General features: G+C 62.4%; 11 protein-coding genes. 8 read left to right on the top strand and 3 right to left on the bottom strand.

From position 1 onward, the window contains the following. Positions 1-14 precede the first annotated feature (14 nt). The gene (gene ettA / locus OJJ21_RS02060; protein WP_297682717.1) at positions 15-1,697 is read right to left on the bottom strand and encodes an energy-dependent translational throttle protein EttA; all 1,683 of its coding nucleotides are present in this window, start codon (positions 1,695-1,697) and stop codon (positions 15-17) included. Positions 1,698-1,837: 140 nt separating this feature from the next. After that, positions 1,838-2,767, bottom strand: coding sequence for a histone deacetylase family protein (locus OJJ21_RS02055; protein ID WP_297682716.1), 930 nt, complete (start codon positions 2,765-2,767; stop codon positions 1,838-1,840). Positions 2,768-2,999: 232 nt separating this feature from the next. Here OJJ21_RS02055 and OJJ21_RS02050 point away from each other — a divergent pair, with 232 nt between their 5' ends. The 3 genes from OJJ21_RS02050 (at position 3,000) to OJJ21_RS02040 (ending at position 7,843) form a co-directional block, all read left to right on the top strand. After that, on the top strand, positions 3,000-4,124 hold the full coding sequence (locus OJJ21_RS02050) for an efflux RND transporter periplasmic adaptor subunit (RefSeq protein WP_297682715.1): 1,125 nt from the start codon (positions 3,000-3,002) through the stop codon (positions 4,122-4,124). Positions 4,125-4,147: 23 nt separating this feature from the next. Next, entirely contained in the window at positions 4,148-7,285 is a 3,138-nt protein-coding gene (locus OJJ21_RS02045; protein WP_297682714.1) for an efflux RND transporter permease subunit, read from the top strand. Between the two features lie 111 nt (positions 7,286-7,396). Beyond that, positions 7,397-7,843, top strand: coding sequence for a hypothetical protein (locus OJJ21_RS02040; protein ID WP_297682713.1), 447 nt, complete (start codon positions 7,397-7,399; stop codon positions 7,841-7,843). Between the two features lie 11 nt (positions 7,844-7,854). Here OJJ21_RS02040 and OJJ21_RS02035 read toward each other — a convergent pair whose 3' ends face one another. After that, entirely contained in the window at positions 7,855-8,379 is a 525-nt protein-coding gene (locus tag OJJ21_RS02035; protein ID WP_297682712.1) for a response regulator, read from the bottom strand. A 52-nt stretch (positions 8,380-8,431) separates the two neighbouring features. Between OJJ21_RS02035 and OJJ21_RS02030 the strand changes: the two genes are divergently transcribed. The 5 genes from OJJ21_RS02030 (at position 8,432) to OJJ21_RS02010 (ending at position 12,530) form a co-directional block, all read left to right on the top strand. Beyond that, a complete protein-coding gene (locus tag OJJ21_RS02030; RefSeq protein WP_297682711.1) occupies positions 8,432-9,166 on the top strand; it encodes a flavin reductase family protein in 735 nt (244 codons plus the stop codon). Positions 9,167-9,316: 150 nt separating this feature from the next. Further along, the gene (hemA, locus tag OJJ21_RS02025) at positions 9,317-10,531 is read left to right on the top strand and encodes a 5-aminolevulinate synthase (RefSeq protein ID WP_297682710.1); all 1,215 of its coding nucleotides are present in this window, start codon (positions 9,317-9,319) and stop codon (positions 10,529-10,531) included. A gap of 146 nt (positions 10,532-10,677) precedes the next feature. Further along, on the top strand, positions 10,678-11,166 hold the full coding sequence (locus OJJ21_RS02020) for a hypothetical protein (RefSeq protein ID WP_297682709.1): 489 nt from the start codon (positions 10,678-10,680) through the stop codon (positions 11,164-11,166). 175 nt (positions 11,167-11,341) lie between these two features. After that, the gene (locus tag OJJ21_RS02015) at positions 11,342-11,995 is read left to right on the top strand and encodes an OmpW family outer membrane protein (RefSeq protein ID WP_297682708.1); all 654 of its coding nucleotides are present in this window, start codon (positions 11,342-11,344) and stop codon (positions 11,993-11,995) included. Between the two features lie 172 nt (positions 11,996-12,167). After that, positions 12,168-12,530: a chorismate mutase gene (locus tag OJJ21_RS02010; RefSeq protein ID WP_297682707.1), complete on the top strand. Its 363-nt coding sequence runs from the start codon at positions 12,168-12,170 to the stop codon at positions 12,528-12,530. Positions 12,531-12,568: the final 38 nt, after the last annotated feature.

The following is a 12,568-nucleotide window of genomic DNA, read 5'->3' as shown; positions in this document are numbered from 1 at the left end:
CATCGTCCGAACGGCTAGCGCCGCTCCAGCGGTTTGTACTTGATGCGATGCGGCTGGTCGGCATCGGCACCAAGTCGGCGCTTCTTGTCGGCTTCGTAATCCTGGAAGTTGCCTTCGAACCATTCGACATGGCTGTCGCCCTCGAAAGCCATGATGTGCGTGGCAAGGCGATCGAGGAACCAGCGATCATGGCTGATTACGATGGCACAGCCGGCAAAGCTTAGCAGCGCTTCTTCCAGGGCGCGCAACGTGTCGACATCCAGATCATTGGTCGGTTCGTCGAGCAGCAGCACATTGGCGCCGGTCTTCAGCATCTTGGCCAGATGCAGGCGATTGCGCTCACCGCCCGACAGCATGCCAACCTTCTTCTGCTGATCGGCACCCTTGAAGTTGAACCACGAGCAGTAGGCGCGGCTCGGCACATCGCGCTTGCCCAGCGTAATCATGTCATTGCCGTCGGAGACTTCTTCCCACACGGTCTTCTTATCGTTCAGGCTGTCGCGGCTCTGATCGACATAACCCAGCTTGACGCTCTCGCCGACGCGCAGCTCGCCCTGATCAGGCTTCTCGGCGCCGGTGAGCATGCGGAACAGCGTGGTCTTGCCGGCGCCGTTCGGACCGATGATGCCAACGATACCGCCTGGCGGCAGCTTGAAGGACAGGTCATCGATCAGCAGGCGGTCGCCGAAGCCCTTGCTCAGGTGTTCGGCCTCGATCACCACATTGCCAAGCCGTGGGCCGGGCGGAATGGTGATAGTGACGCCCTCGGCGGCCTTTTCATTCTGCTCCTGCAGCATCTCTTCATAGGCCTTGAGGCGGGCCTTGGACTTGGCCTGGCGCGCCCGCGGGCTCTGCCGTACCCATTCCAGTTCCTGGGCCAGCGACTTGCGGCGCGAATCCTCTTCCTTGCCTTCCTGGGCCAGCCGCTTTTCCTTCTGCTCGAGCCAGGAGGAATAGTTGCCCTCCCACGGAATGCCTGAACCGCGATCGAGTTCGAGAATCCAGCCCGCGACATTGTCGAGGAAGTAGCGATCATGGGTGATCGCCACCACAGTACCTTCATATTCGTGCAGGAAGCGCTCGAGCCAGGCGACCGATTCCGCATCCAGATGGTTGGTCGGTTCGTCCAGCAACAGCATGTCGGGCTTGGACAGCAGCAGACGGCACAATGCCACGCGGCGCTTTTCGCCGCCCGACAGCTTGCTCACATCGGCATCGCCGGGCGGGCAGCGCAGAGCATCCATCGCAATCTCGACATTGCGCTGCAAATCCCAGGCATTGGCGGCGTCGATCTTTTCCTGCAACTCCGCCTGTTCGGCGATCAGTGCATTCATCTCGTCGTCGTCGGTCACCTCGCCGAACTTCATCGAGACTTCCTCGAAGCGATCGAGCAGAGCCTTGGTCTCGGCCACGCCTTCCATCACGTTGCCCAGCACATCCTTGTCGGGATTGAGCTGCGGCTCCTGCGGCAGGTAGCCGACCTTGACGCCATCGGCCGCCCAGGCCTCGCCGGTGAATTCCTTGTCCAGGCCGGCCATGATCTTGAGCAGGGTCGACTTACCGGCGCCGTTGGAACCGAGCACGCCGATCTTGGCGCCGGGCAGGAAACTGAGCCAGATGCCCTTCAGGACCTGCTTGCCGCCCGGATAGGTTTTGGCCAGGTCCTTCATCACGTAAATGTACTGATACGACGCCATGGTTCGCTCCGGCGTTGAAACGGCTGAAAAGTTGGCCGAGTTGTATAGAAATGGCGCGCCCAGTGCAATCAGAGGGGCCATCAGGCAACACCGCCGGCCCCACAAGTCCCATGGCCGATTCCAGCGGCGGGCCAGCCTGTTCAGGCCAGCATCAGCGCCCGTACATGGGCCGCCGACGCGCTGGCCAGGGCGCGCAGGTCGTAGCCGCCCTCCAGGGCCGAAACGACCCGACCCCGGGCGGTCTTGTCGGCCACCTGCACCAGCCGCTCGGTGATCCAGTAATAATCCTGGTCGCCAAGCTGCAGCTGCGCCAGCGGATCGCTGACATGGGCATCGAAGCCGGCCGAGATCAGCAACAGCTCCGGTGCGAACCCCTCCAGCTTGGGCAGCAGCACACGTTCGGCGGCGGCACGGAATTCAGCCGAACCAGCATAGGGCCGCAGCGGCACATTGACGATATTGCCGGCCACGCCGTGGTCATGCGCAGCCCCGGTGCCGGGATATAGCGGCATCTGATGCGTCGAGGCGTAGAAGAGATCGGCATCGGCGGCAAAGGCAGCCTGCGTGCCGTTGCCGTGATGGACATCGAAATCGACCACGGCAACCCGTTTCACACCCCATTTGGCCCGGGCATGGGCGGCACCGATGGCCACATTGTTGAACAGGCAGAACCCCATTGCCTGATCCGGCTCGGCATGATGGCCGGGCGGCCGCACGGCGCAGAAGGCATTGCGCAACTCGCCCTGCATCACCGCATCGACCGCAGCGCAGACCGCGCCGGCCGCCCGCAGGGCGGCTTCGCCCGAGCCCGCGGAAACCACGGTGTCGCCATCGATATAGTTCAGCCCGCGCGGCGGAATGGCGCGCAGCACATGATCGACATAATCGCCGGGATGAATACGGGCGATCTGCTCCGGCGTGGCCCGCGGTGCCTCCCGGCGGTCGAGATACAGGAAGTCTTCCCCCTCCAGACGTGCCAGAACGGCCTGCAGCCTTTCCGCGCATTCCGGGTGACCATCTCCCGTATCGTGAGCAAGACAGGCGGAATGGCTGAACAGGCCGGTTACCATCCGTGCTCCATGAGCTTTCCGTTCCTCCCGGGCCTTCACAAAGCCGTTGACTATCGCCGGCCGGCCCGCTTTCCAGAGAAAATGCAGGACCTTGTGTAATAGGACGTATACAATAGATCATGCAGGCGCCGAAATCAGCAAGCCCGCTGCAACGGGTAAACTGGCGCCGCTTCCGGGGGAATACGGGCGAGGCGGGTCGGCTCGGGATACTTCACCAGGGTGGTAGAGGACAATGAAAGTCTGGGGTCAGGTTCTGGTTGTCGGCGTGATCGCCGTCGGCGGCGTTTTCGCATATATCTATCGTGACAGCCTGCCGTTCATCGGCACCAAGACCGATGTCGTTAAGTCCGTGGCCCGTAATGTTCCGGCCCTGCCGATCGAGGCGGTGCCCGTCAAGCGGATGGAAATCACCCGCACCATTGAAGCCGTCGGTACCGCCCAGGCTAACGAAGCCGTCACCATCACGGCCAAGGCGACCGGGATCGTCGAACGGCTGAATTTCCTGGAAGGCCAGGTGGTGAAAACCGGCGTTATTCTGGTGGAACTGGAAGCCGCTGAAAGCACCGCCAATATCGGCGCCCTGAGGGCTGCCCGCGATGCGGCCAGAATGTCCTACGACCGCGCCAAGCAGCTGATCGAAAGCAAGGCCGTCGCCCAGGCCCGGCTGGACGAATTGTCCAAGGCCTATGAAGGCGCCGAGGCCCGGCTGCGTGCCGAGCAGGCGAAATTCTCCGACAGCGTGATCCGGGCCCCCTTCACCGGCAAGCTCGGTTTGCGCAAGGTCAGCCTCGGCGCCCTCGTGCGTCCCGGCGACGTGATCACCACGCTGGACGACACCACGGTGATCAAGCTGGAATTCGAGATTCCCGAAACGGTGCTCGGCGGCGTTACGATCGGCAATATGGTGAACGCTCGCGCCACCTCGATGCCGGACCGTAAATTCAACGGCGTCGTCACCACCATCGACAGCCGCATCGATCCCACCAGCCGCGCCGTCCGCGTGCGGGCCCAGATTCCGAATGGCGACGATGCGCTGAAGCCCGGCATGTTCATGACCGTTTCGCTCAGTGTCGGCAAAGTACCGGATGCCCTGATGGTACCGGAAGAAGCACTGCTGGCGCAGGGCGGCGAGCAGTTCGTTTTCGTGATCCGTGACGAAAAGGCCACCCGCACCCGCGTCACCATCGGCCAGCGCCTGCCCGGCCTGGCGCAGGTCGTCAACGGACTGCGCGCCGACGATCAGGTGGCGGTCACCGGACTGCAGCAATTGCGTGACGGATCGCGCGTGCGCCAGACCAACGCCCAATCCGGCTCGCCGCCGGTATCGGGAGCCCCGCTCCAGAAATCCGCCAGCTGATCCGGCAGGCACGAGGCAGCGCCATGGTTCTCTCGGATATTTCGATCAAGCGCCCGGTTTTCGCGACCGTAATGTCGCTGATCCTGATCATTTTCGGCCTGTTCGCGCTACGCGGCATGGCGGTGCGCGAGTATCCCGATATCGATCCGCCGGCGGTCAGCGTCACTACCATCTACCGCGGCGCCTCGGCTGAAATCATCGAAAGCAAGATCACCCAGATCATCGAGGATTCGGTCGCTGGCATCGAAGGCATCCGCTCGATCACATCGGCCAGTCGCGAGGAATCCAGCTCGATCAGTATCGAGTTCAATCTCAGCCGCGATGTCGATTCTGCCGCTAACGACGTGCGCGACAAGGTATCGCGCGTACTCACCAAACTGCCGGCCGAAGCCGACCAGCCGGTGATTGCCAAGACCGAAGCCGACGCCCGCCCGATCATCTACATTTCGATGTTCAGCGACCGGCTGAACCTGCTGGAACTGACCGATTACGCCGACCGGTATCTGCTCGATCAGCTCTCCATCATCGATGGCGTGGCTTCGGTAAATATTTACGGTGCGCGGCGCTATTCCATGCGCGTCTATCTCGACCGCATGGCCATGGCCGCACGCAACGTCACCGTCCAGGATGTAGAGGATGCGATCCGGCGGCAGAATGTCGAGCTGCCATCCGGTCGCGTCGAGAGCAGCATGCGCGAGTTCACCGTGCGGGCCGAATCCGGCCTGCGCACCGCACAACAATTCCGCAGCATCGTGCTGCGCGAACAGGATGGCTATCTTCTGCGGCTCGGCGAGGTCGCCAAGGTTGAACTCGGCGCCGAAGACGACCGCACCGAGCAACGCGTCAACGGCACTACGGCCATCGGCCTGGGTATCATCCGACAATCCAAGGCCAATGCCATGGAGATTTCCACCGGTGTGACCAAGGCCGTCGAGCGCCTGCAGGGCAGCCTGCCGCTCGGCGTGCGCATGGAAGTCAGCTACGATCAGTCGAAATTCATCAGCCAGTCGATCTACGAGGTGTTTCACGCGCTGATGGTCGCGCTCGGCCTGGTGATCGGCGTCATTTTCCTGTTCCTGCGCTCATGGCGCGCCACCCTGATCCCTGCCATCGCCATTCCGGTCTCGGTGATCGGATCATTCATTATCATTGGCGCGTTGGGTTACTCGATCAACGTGCTGACTCTGCTAGCCTTGGTACTCGCCATCGGCTTGGTGGTGGATGATGCCATCGTGGTGCTGGAAAACATCCACCGCCGTATCGAACTGGGCGAACCGCCGCTGCTGGCGAGCTTGCGCGGTGCCCGCCAGATCGGTTTTGCCGTCATTGCCACCACCGTGGTGTTGATCGCCGTCTTCGTGCCGATCTCGCTGATGGAAGGCAACACCGGCCGCCTGTTTCGCGAATTCGGCATCTCGGTGGCGGCTTCCGTGCTCTTCTCCGGCTTCGTGGCCCTGACGCTGACGCCGATGATGTGTTCGAAACTGCTGCATGACGCCAAGGATGAAGGCCGGTTCTATCATGTGACCGAGAAATTCTTCGTCGGCATGTCGAACAGCTATGGCTGGTTGTTGCGCCGCGCGCTCGGTGCACCCGTGCTGGTTCTTGCCATCGGCGGCGTCGTTTCGGTCGCGGCCTATCTGATGTTCCAGGCCCTGCCGCGTGAATTCGCGCCGACCGAGGACCGCGGCGTTTTCTTCGTCTCGGTCACCGGACCCGAAGGCTCCAGCTACGAATACACCCGCAACAACATCCTCAAGGTCGAGGAAGCGCTGCGGCCTTATGTCGAACGCGGCGATGCCACCGTGGTGCAGTCATTCATCGCACCTGCCTGGGGCGGACGCCCGTCCCCGGTCAATGCCGCCTTCATGGTAGTGCGACTGAAAGACTGGTCCGATCGTGAGACCAAGCAGCAGGATCTGGTGAAGGAGGTCTTTCCCAAACTGCTGGCGATCACCGGTGTCCGCGCTTTCGCCATCAACCCGCCCAGCCTGGGACTGCCCGGTGGGCAGGCGCCGGTGCAGTTCGTGATCGGCGGGCCAACCTATCCGGTCCTCGATGAATGGGCCGAGCGCATGCTCGAGCGCGCCCTGCAGAATCCAGGCCTGCTCAATGTCGACAAGAGCTACAAGCCGAGCCGGCCCGAAATTCAGGTCGAGATCGACCGCGACCGCGCCGCCGATCTCGGCGTGCCGGTCGAGACCATCGGCCGCACGCTGGAGACCATGCTGGGCTCGCGTGAAGTCACCAACTTCCAGCGCGAAGGCAAGCAGTACAAGGTTCTGGTTCAGGCGCCGGCCGAACAGCGCATCACGCCCAGCGACCTGAACAACATTTACGTCCGCGCCGGCGGCGCCAATGGAAAGCTTGTGCCGCTCGCCAGCCTGGTGACGCTCAAGGAAGGCGCCAATGCGCGCGAGCTGAATCGCGCCGATCGCCTGCGTTCGGTAACGATTACCGCTTCACTGGCCCCAGGCTACACGATAGGGCAGGCGCTCGACTATCTCGACACAATAGCGGCCGAAGTCCTGCCACCGGAGGCTCGCATCACTTATGCCGGCCAGAGCCGCGAGTTCAAGGACTCCTCGTCGGCGATTTTCCTGACTTTTGCCCTGGCGCTGATCGTCGTGTTTCTGGTTCTGGCCGCCCAGTTCGAGAGCTGGATCCATCCAACCATCATCATCTTCTCGGTGCCGCTGGCCGTCACCGGCGCCCTGGGCGCGCTGTTGCTGGCGGGACAAAGCCTCAATGTCTACAGCCAGATCGGCATCATCATGCTGATCGGACTGATCGCCAAGAACGCGATTCTGATCGTCGAGTTCGCCAACCAGCTGCGGGATGAGGGTCAGAGCATTGCCGAGGCCGTGACCAACTCCTCGATCGTCCGCCTTCGCCCCATCCTGATGACGACCATCGCCACCATCTTCGGTGCGGTGCCCCTGGCCGTGGCCCATGGTGCCGGTGCCGAATCGCGCTCGGCGCTGGGCTGGGTGATCGTCGGCGGCATGACCTTCGCCACCCTGCTCAGCCTCTTCGTGGTGCCCGTGCTGTACCTGCTGCTCGCTCGCTTCACCAAACCGGCCGGCTTTATTGCCCGCAAGCTCAGCGAACTGGAAAAACGGCCGGACGTCGAAGCCGCCAAGGCCGAGTCGGCCGAGTAACCCGTTCGAAGGGACAGGTTACCAGTTGATAACCTAGACTTTGGCCGCCGGGCGCCCCCCTTATATCGGGCAAACAAGAATCGTTCTTAAACTTGGTGCCCCGGCGAACCCATGACGAGTGACAGCGGCAAGCCTTCCCCCTCGCGCCCCGACCAGGAATTCGGTGCGGCGGTTGCCAGTGCCCAGGCCGCGGTCGCGGGCCTGTCGGACAAGTATATCGGCTGGGTCAACGATGATCTGAAGCGCCTGGATGCCGCCATTGCTGGCGTCACCGACGGCAGCAATGGCGCAGCCCTGCGTGAGGTCTATGGCGTTGCCCATGACATCAAGGGCCAGGGCAGCACCTTTGGCTATCACCTGATCACCGATATCGGCCTACTGCTCTGCCGGTATACCGAACGCGCCATCGAGCGCCAGAAGGTGGACCGCGCCGTGATCGATGCCCATGTCGAGGCGCTGCGCACCGTGGTCGACAACCGCATCCAGGGCCCCGCCGGAGAACTGGGGCGGGAGATTCTCGACGCCCTGAAGGCCGTGGCCGAAAAAAGCTTCGCCTAGGACCGGATTCTCTATCTGGCGCGATCCTCGGCGCGCCGGAACGGGCCGGCATAATCGGCCCGCACCTGTCGCCGTCGGTCGGGGCCGAAATAGCCGCCGCCCCGGATGAATTTCCGCGGTCGTTCAACCACTTCGCGCAACCGGCTTTCGACGGCCTTCGGCACCAGCGGCAGCATCAGGATTTCATGCACGCCGGCATCCAGCGCCCGCCGCACACGCTCGCGCGTGACGGTCGCAGTAACCACAATCGCCGGCAGGAAAGGGGCCGGTGACTCCGGATCGCGACGCAGCCGCTCGATCAGCATGAGCCCGTCATCGTCCGGTAATTCCCAGCGGCAGATCATCACATCCACCTTTGCTCCAACTACGCCTGCCCCCTGCGGGGCGCCTTTCAGCAGCGTCCAGGCCTGGGCCGCACCGGGCAAGATGCTGGGCGGCTTGATGCGCAATGTCGCCAGCAGCCGCCGCCAGGTGGAAGCAACATCCGAATCGGGCTCGACGATCAGCAGATCCAGTCGGGTCAGGTCAAACGACATATGGTTCGGGCATTATGGTTGGGGCGGTTGAGCAAGGCTTAGCCGGCAAGGCTTGGATTTCGACATCCAGCGGTGGACGATGGCGGCTATTTCACCCACTTTATCATCGATCATTCGCGCCCGCGATGGCCAACAACAGCATGAGACGAGCATGTCCACCGACAGTACCAGCGATGCCATTCATTTTTATGACCCTGCCATGGGTCATGGCCTGGCGCATGATCCTTTCAAGGCCATCGTCGGTCCGCGCCCGATCGGCTGGATTTCATCGCGCGATGCGAAGGGTCGGGTCAATCTTGCACCCTACAGCTACTTCAATGCCTTTCACGACAAGCCGCCGATTGTCGCTTTCGGCAGCACTGGCTGGAAGGATAGTATCCGCAACGTCCAGGAAACCGGTGAATTCGTCGCCAACCTGGCGACGCGTCCGCTAGCCGAGGCGATGAACAAGACTTCAGCCACAGTGGAAACCGATGTGGATGAGTTTGTTCTGGCCGGCCTGACGCCGGCCGCCTGCCGCAACGTGTCCGTACCCCGCGTGGCGGAAAGCCCGACCGCACTGGAATGCAGGCTATTGCAAGTGATCCAGCAGCACGATCTGGAAGGCCGCCCGCTGCAGGCCTGGATGGCACTGGGCCAGGTGGTCGGCGTGCATATCAATAAGGCCTATATCAAGGACGGCCTGTTCGTCGCAGACGCCGCGCGCCCAATCATGCGCTCGGGCTATCTGGCGGATTACTTCGAGGCCACGCCGGAAACCATGTTCCGGATGCTCCGGCCGAAATAACGAATGATCTGGGTCAATGCCATCATCGGTATTGCACCGCAATAGTGCCTGCGACCCCTCGCCGCGCCCGGCCCCGGCAGGCGGGTCTAGCCATCCGGTCCGCCGGGGCGCTAATATCCGGGCACCAGCAAGGACGTCCAGTCAGGCCCCATGGATTACGAAGCCATCTTTAGCCAGGCAGTCGAGAAACTGCACAGCGAGAAGCGCTACCGGGTGTTCACCGAACTCGCCCGGAATTGCGGCAGCTTTCCTGTGGCCGATAACCACAGCGGCATCGGCCCAGCCAAGATCACTATGTGGTGCTCGAACGATTATCTTGCCATGGGCCAGAATCCCGTAGTGGTCGAGGCGCTGCAACAGGCTGCGCAGCAATACGGTACTGGCGCCGGCGGCACCCGCAACATCTCCGGCAACAGCCACGCCATCGTCGAACTCGAACGTGAACTGGCCGACCTGCATGGCAAACAGGCCGCGCTGGTCTTCATGTCGGGCTATATCGCCAATCAGACCTCACTCGCCACACTGGCGAAGCTGATGCCCGGCTGCATCATTCTTTCGGACGCCGACAACCACAACTCGATGATCGAAGGTATCCGCCAGTCCGGTTGCGAGCGCCGCATCTTCCGCCATAACGATGTCGCGCATCTGGAAGAGCTGCTGCAGGGCATCCCGGCCGACCGGCCGAAGCTGATCGCCTTTGAAAGTGTCTATTCGATGGATGGCGATATCGCGCCGATTCACGCCATCTGCGACCTGGCCAATAAATATGGCGCCATGACCTATCTCGACGAGGTCCATGCCGTCGGTCTCTATGGCGACCATGGCGCCGGCATTGCCGAACGCGACCAGGCCATGCATCGCATCCACATCATCCAGGGCACCCTGGGCAAGGCTTTCGGCGTGGTCGGCGGCTATATCGCCGGCAGCGCCATCATGATCGATGCGGTGCGTTCCTATGCACCGGCCTTCATCTTCTCCACCGCCATGCCACCGGCGATTGCGGCGGCCGCCACCGCCAGCGTGCGTTATCTCAAGCGCAGCCAGGTCGAGCGCGCCCGCCACCAGGAGCGCGCCGCCACCCTGCGCCGCATGCTGCTGAATGCCGGCCTGCCGGTCCTAGTCAACCAAAGCCATATCGTGCCGGTGATGGTCGGCGATGCAGCTCTGTGCAAAGCCGCCTCCGACATGCTGCTGAGCGATCACGGCATCTACATTCAGCCGATCAATTATCCCACGGTGCCGCGCGGCACTGAACGGCTGCGCATCACGCCGACCCCCGTGCACACCGATGCGATGATGCAGGCGCTGACCGCCGCCCTGCTTGACGTCTGGCAGCGGCTTGACCTGCGGCGCCAGGCCGCCTGACCCCTGTTTCAACCGCCTATAGCTGGCGGGGCATCGCCGCAGCACTGCCTTAACGTGCAAAAACTGGGTTACCGGATTTAAACCCTTGTAAACACTACTTTTGTTAGTGTGACAGCCGTATGAAGGGCCCAGTTTGGGATTTACGGATGTCGCAGCGCACCTTTCATTCATTGTCGGATTTCGGTTTCACGCCCCTGCAGGTTCAGACCCTGCAGCATCGCCTCGGCGCGCCGCAATTCCTGTATGTCTCGGGCCCGGCCGGTAGCGGCAAGACCAAGGCCGCCCTGCTGCTGGCCTGGACCTTCTTCCAAGCTTATCACCGGCCCTTCCGCATCGACGGCCAGGACATGACCACGGCGCAGATTCGTCAGGCTGCCACCGAACAGAATGCGGGCATCCTGTTTCACGACCTGGCCTCGACACATGACTATATGAAGGCCGGCTATTGCCTCGATTGCCACATGACGGCCATCGGCATCGCTTTTGACGGCCCCTCCGGTGCCAGCCATGCCAATGCCTATCTGATGGCGCAGTTGCCGGCATTGACCACGCGCGACGATGTCACGGTGATCGGCGTTGAGCGCGACGACGACAGCCAGATCGAGCGCTACAGGATCGACCTGCATATACCCTGAGTGATGCCAACCCTGCGCCATGGTGTCGCAGCCGCGCCGATCTGCCGGGCATTGTTTGATTTCAGTCAATGCCACCCGTTCCAGCCACGAGCATGATAATCGCACCGCTGCCTCCCCCCGGCAGGCGACCGCGGCGTCACGGTCTGACGCTCGCAATACAAGAAATGGAGCGAGTATGCGTATCGGGAAAATTCTAGCGGCCGCCACGGGCGCCGCGCTGCTTCTGGCCGGCTTGGCGATGGATGCCGTGGCCGAGGATGGCAAAAAGGCCGGCGACTTCATGGTACGTGGCCGCATGATCGGACTGCTGCCGGACGAAAGCTCGGACGTGACCGTGATCGGCGGCAAGGTCAGTGCCAGCAACGAATGGACCGGTGAAGTCGATTTTTCATACTTCATCACGCCGAATATCGCTGCCGAGCTGATTGCCGCCACCACCAAGCATCAGATGGCTGTGAACGGCAGCAGTTCCGGCAATGTCGATCTGGGCGATGTGTGGCTGCTGCCGCCGACCTTGACGCTGCAATACCACTTCATGCCGAAGGGCGTGTTCAGTCCCTATGTCGGCGCGGGTGTCACCTACGCCGTATTCTATAATGAAAACAAGGCTGCCGGCCTGCGCAGCGTGAAATACGACGATGCCTGGGGCTATGCCTTCCAGGCCGGCTTCGACTACAGCCTCGGCAGCAACTGGTACTTCAACGCCGATGTGAAGAAGATTTTCCTCAACACCGACGTCACGGTGACCACCAATGCCGGCACTGTCGTTCATGCCGACACCGATCTCGATCCCTGGGTAGTCGGCATCGGCTTGGGTTACAAATTCTGATCCCGATCCGTCATCGGCCGGGCTCCACCCACCTGACCGATGACGGCCTCCTGCGCCCCCGCCAGTTACGGCGGGGGCGTTTTTCATTCCGGCACACCGCCGGCCGGGCTTGACCATCGGCGCGCCAGCAGCATCATGGGCGCCCCATAACCTCCCGCCGGCAGGATTTCCGATGACCTCCGCTGCAGTTCCGCCCCAGTCTTCGGGCACGCCGAATACGCCAGTTCAGACTGCGTCTGTGCATCCCGAATTGCTGCGCCTGCGCGACAGTATCGACAATATCGACGCGGCCTTGATTCATCTGCTGGCAGAACGCTTCAAATGCACGCAACAGGTCGGCCGGCTCAAGGCGACCGAGAAGCTCCCGCCGGCCGATCCGGCCCGCGAGGCGCGCCAGATCGCCCGCCTGCGTCAACTGGCCGAAGCGGCCAGGCTCGATCCCGATTTCGCCGAGAAATTCCTCGCCTTCATAGTCAAGGAAGTGATCCGCCACCACGAGGCGATCGCGAGCGAGAGCAAGGCACCCACAGCCTAGTCCATAAAAAAAAGCGGCGTCCGGCCACTGGCCGGACG

The sequence above is a fragment of the Ferrovibrio sp. genome, from assembly GCF_025869515.1.
Lineage (GTDB): Bacteria > Pseudomonadota > Alphaproteobacteria > Ferrovibrionales > Ferrovibrionaceae > Ferrovibrio.
The sequence above is the reverse complement of the archived record's forward strand: the minus strand, read 5'-3'. Positions and strand labels throughout refer to the sequence as shown.

Coding starts and splice junctions, on each gene's coding strand:
- ettA (WP_297682717.1), bottom strand. CDS start 1,697: ATGGCGTCGTATCAGTACATTTACGTGATGAAGGACCTGGCCAAAACC.
- OJJ21_RS02055 (WP_297682716.1), bottom strand. CDS start 2,767: ATGGTAACCGGCCTGTTCAGCCATTCCGCCTGTCTTGCTCACGATACG.
- OJJ21_RS02050 (WP_297682715.1), top strand. CDS start 3,000: ATGAAAGTCTGGGGTCAGGTTCTGGTTGTCGGCGTGATCGCCGTCGGC.
- OJJ21_RS02045 (WP_297682714.1), top strand. CDS start 4,148: ATGGTTCTCTCGGATATTTCGATCAAGCGCCCGGTTTTCGCGACCGTA.
- OJJ21_RS02040 (WP_297682713.1), top strand. CDS start 7,397: ATGACGAGTGACAGCGGCAAGCCTTCCCCCTCGCGCCCCGACCAGGAA.
- OJJ21_RS02035 (WP_297682712.1), bottom strand. CDS start 8,379: ATGTCGTTTGACCTGACCCGACTGGATCTGCTGATCGTCGAGCCCGAT.
- hemA (WP_297682710.1), top strand. CDS start 9,317: ATGGATTACGAAGCCATCTTTAGCCAGGCAGTCGAGAAACTGCACAGC.
- OJJ21_RS02020 (WP_297682709.1), top strand. CDS start 10,678: ATGTCGCAGCGCACCTTTCATTCATTGTCGGATTTCGGTTTCACGCCC.
- OJJ21_RS02015 (WP_297682708.1), top strand. CDS start 11,342: ATGCGTATCGGGAAAATTCTAGCGGCCGCCACGGGCGCCGCGCTGCTT.
- OJJ21_RS02010 (WP_297682707.1), top strand. CDS start 12,168: ATGACCTCCGCTGCAGTTCCGCCCCAGTCTTCGGGCACGCCGAATACG.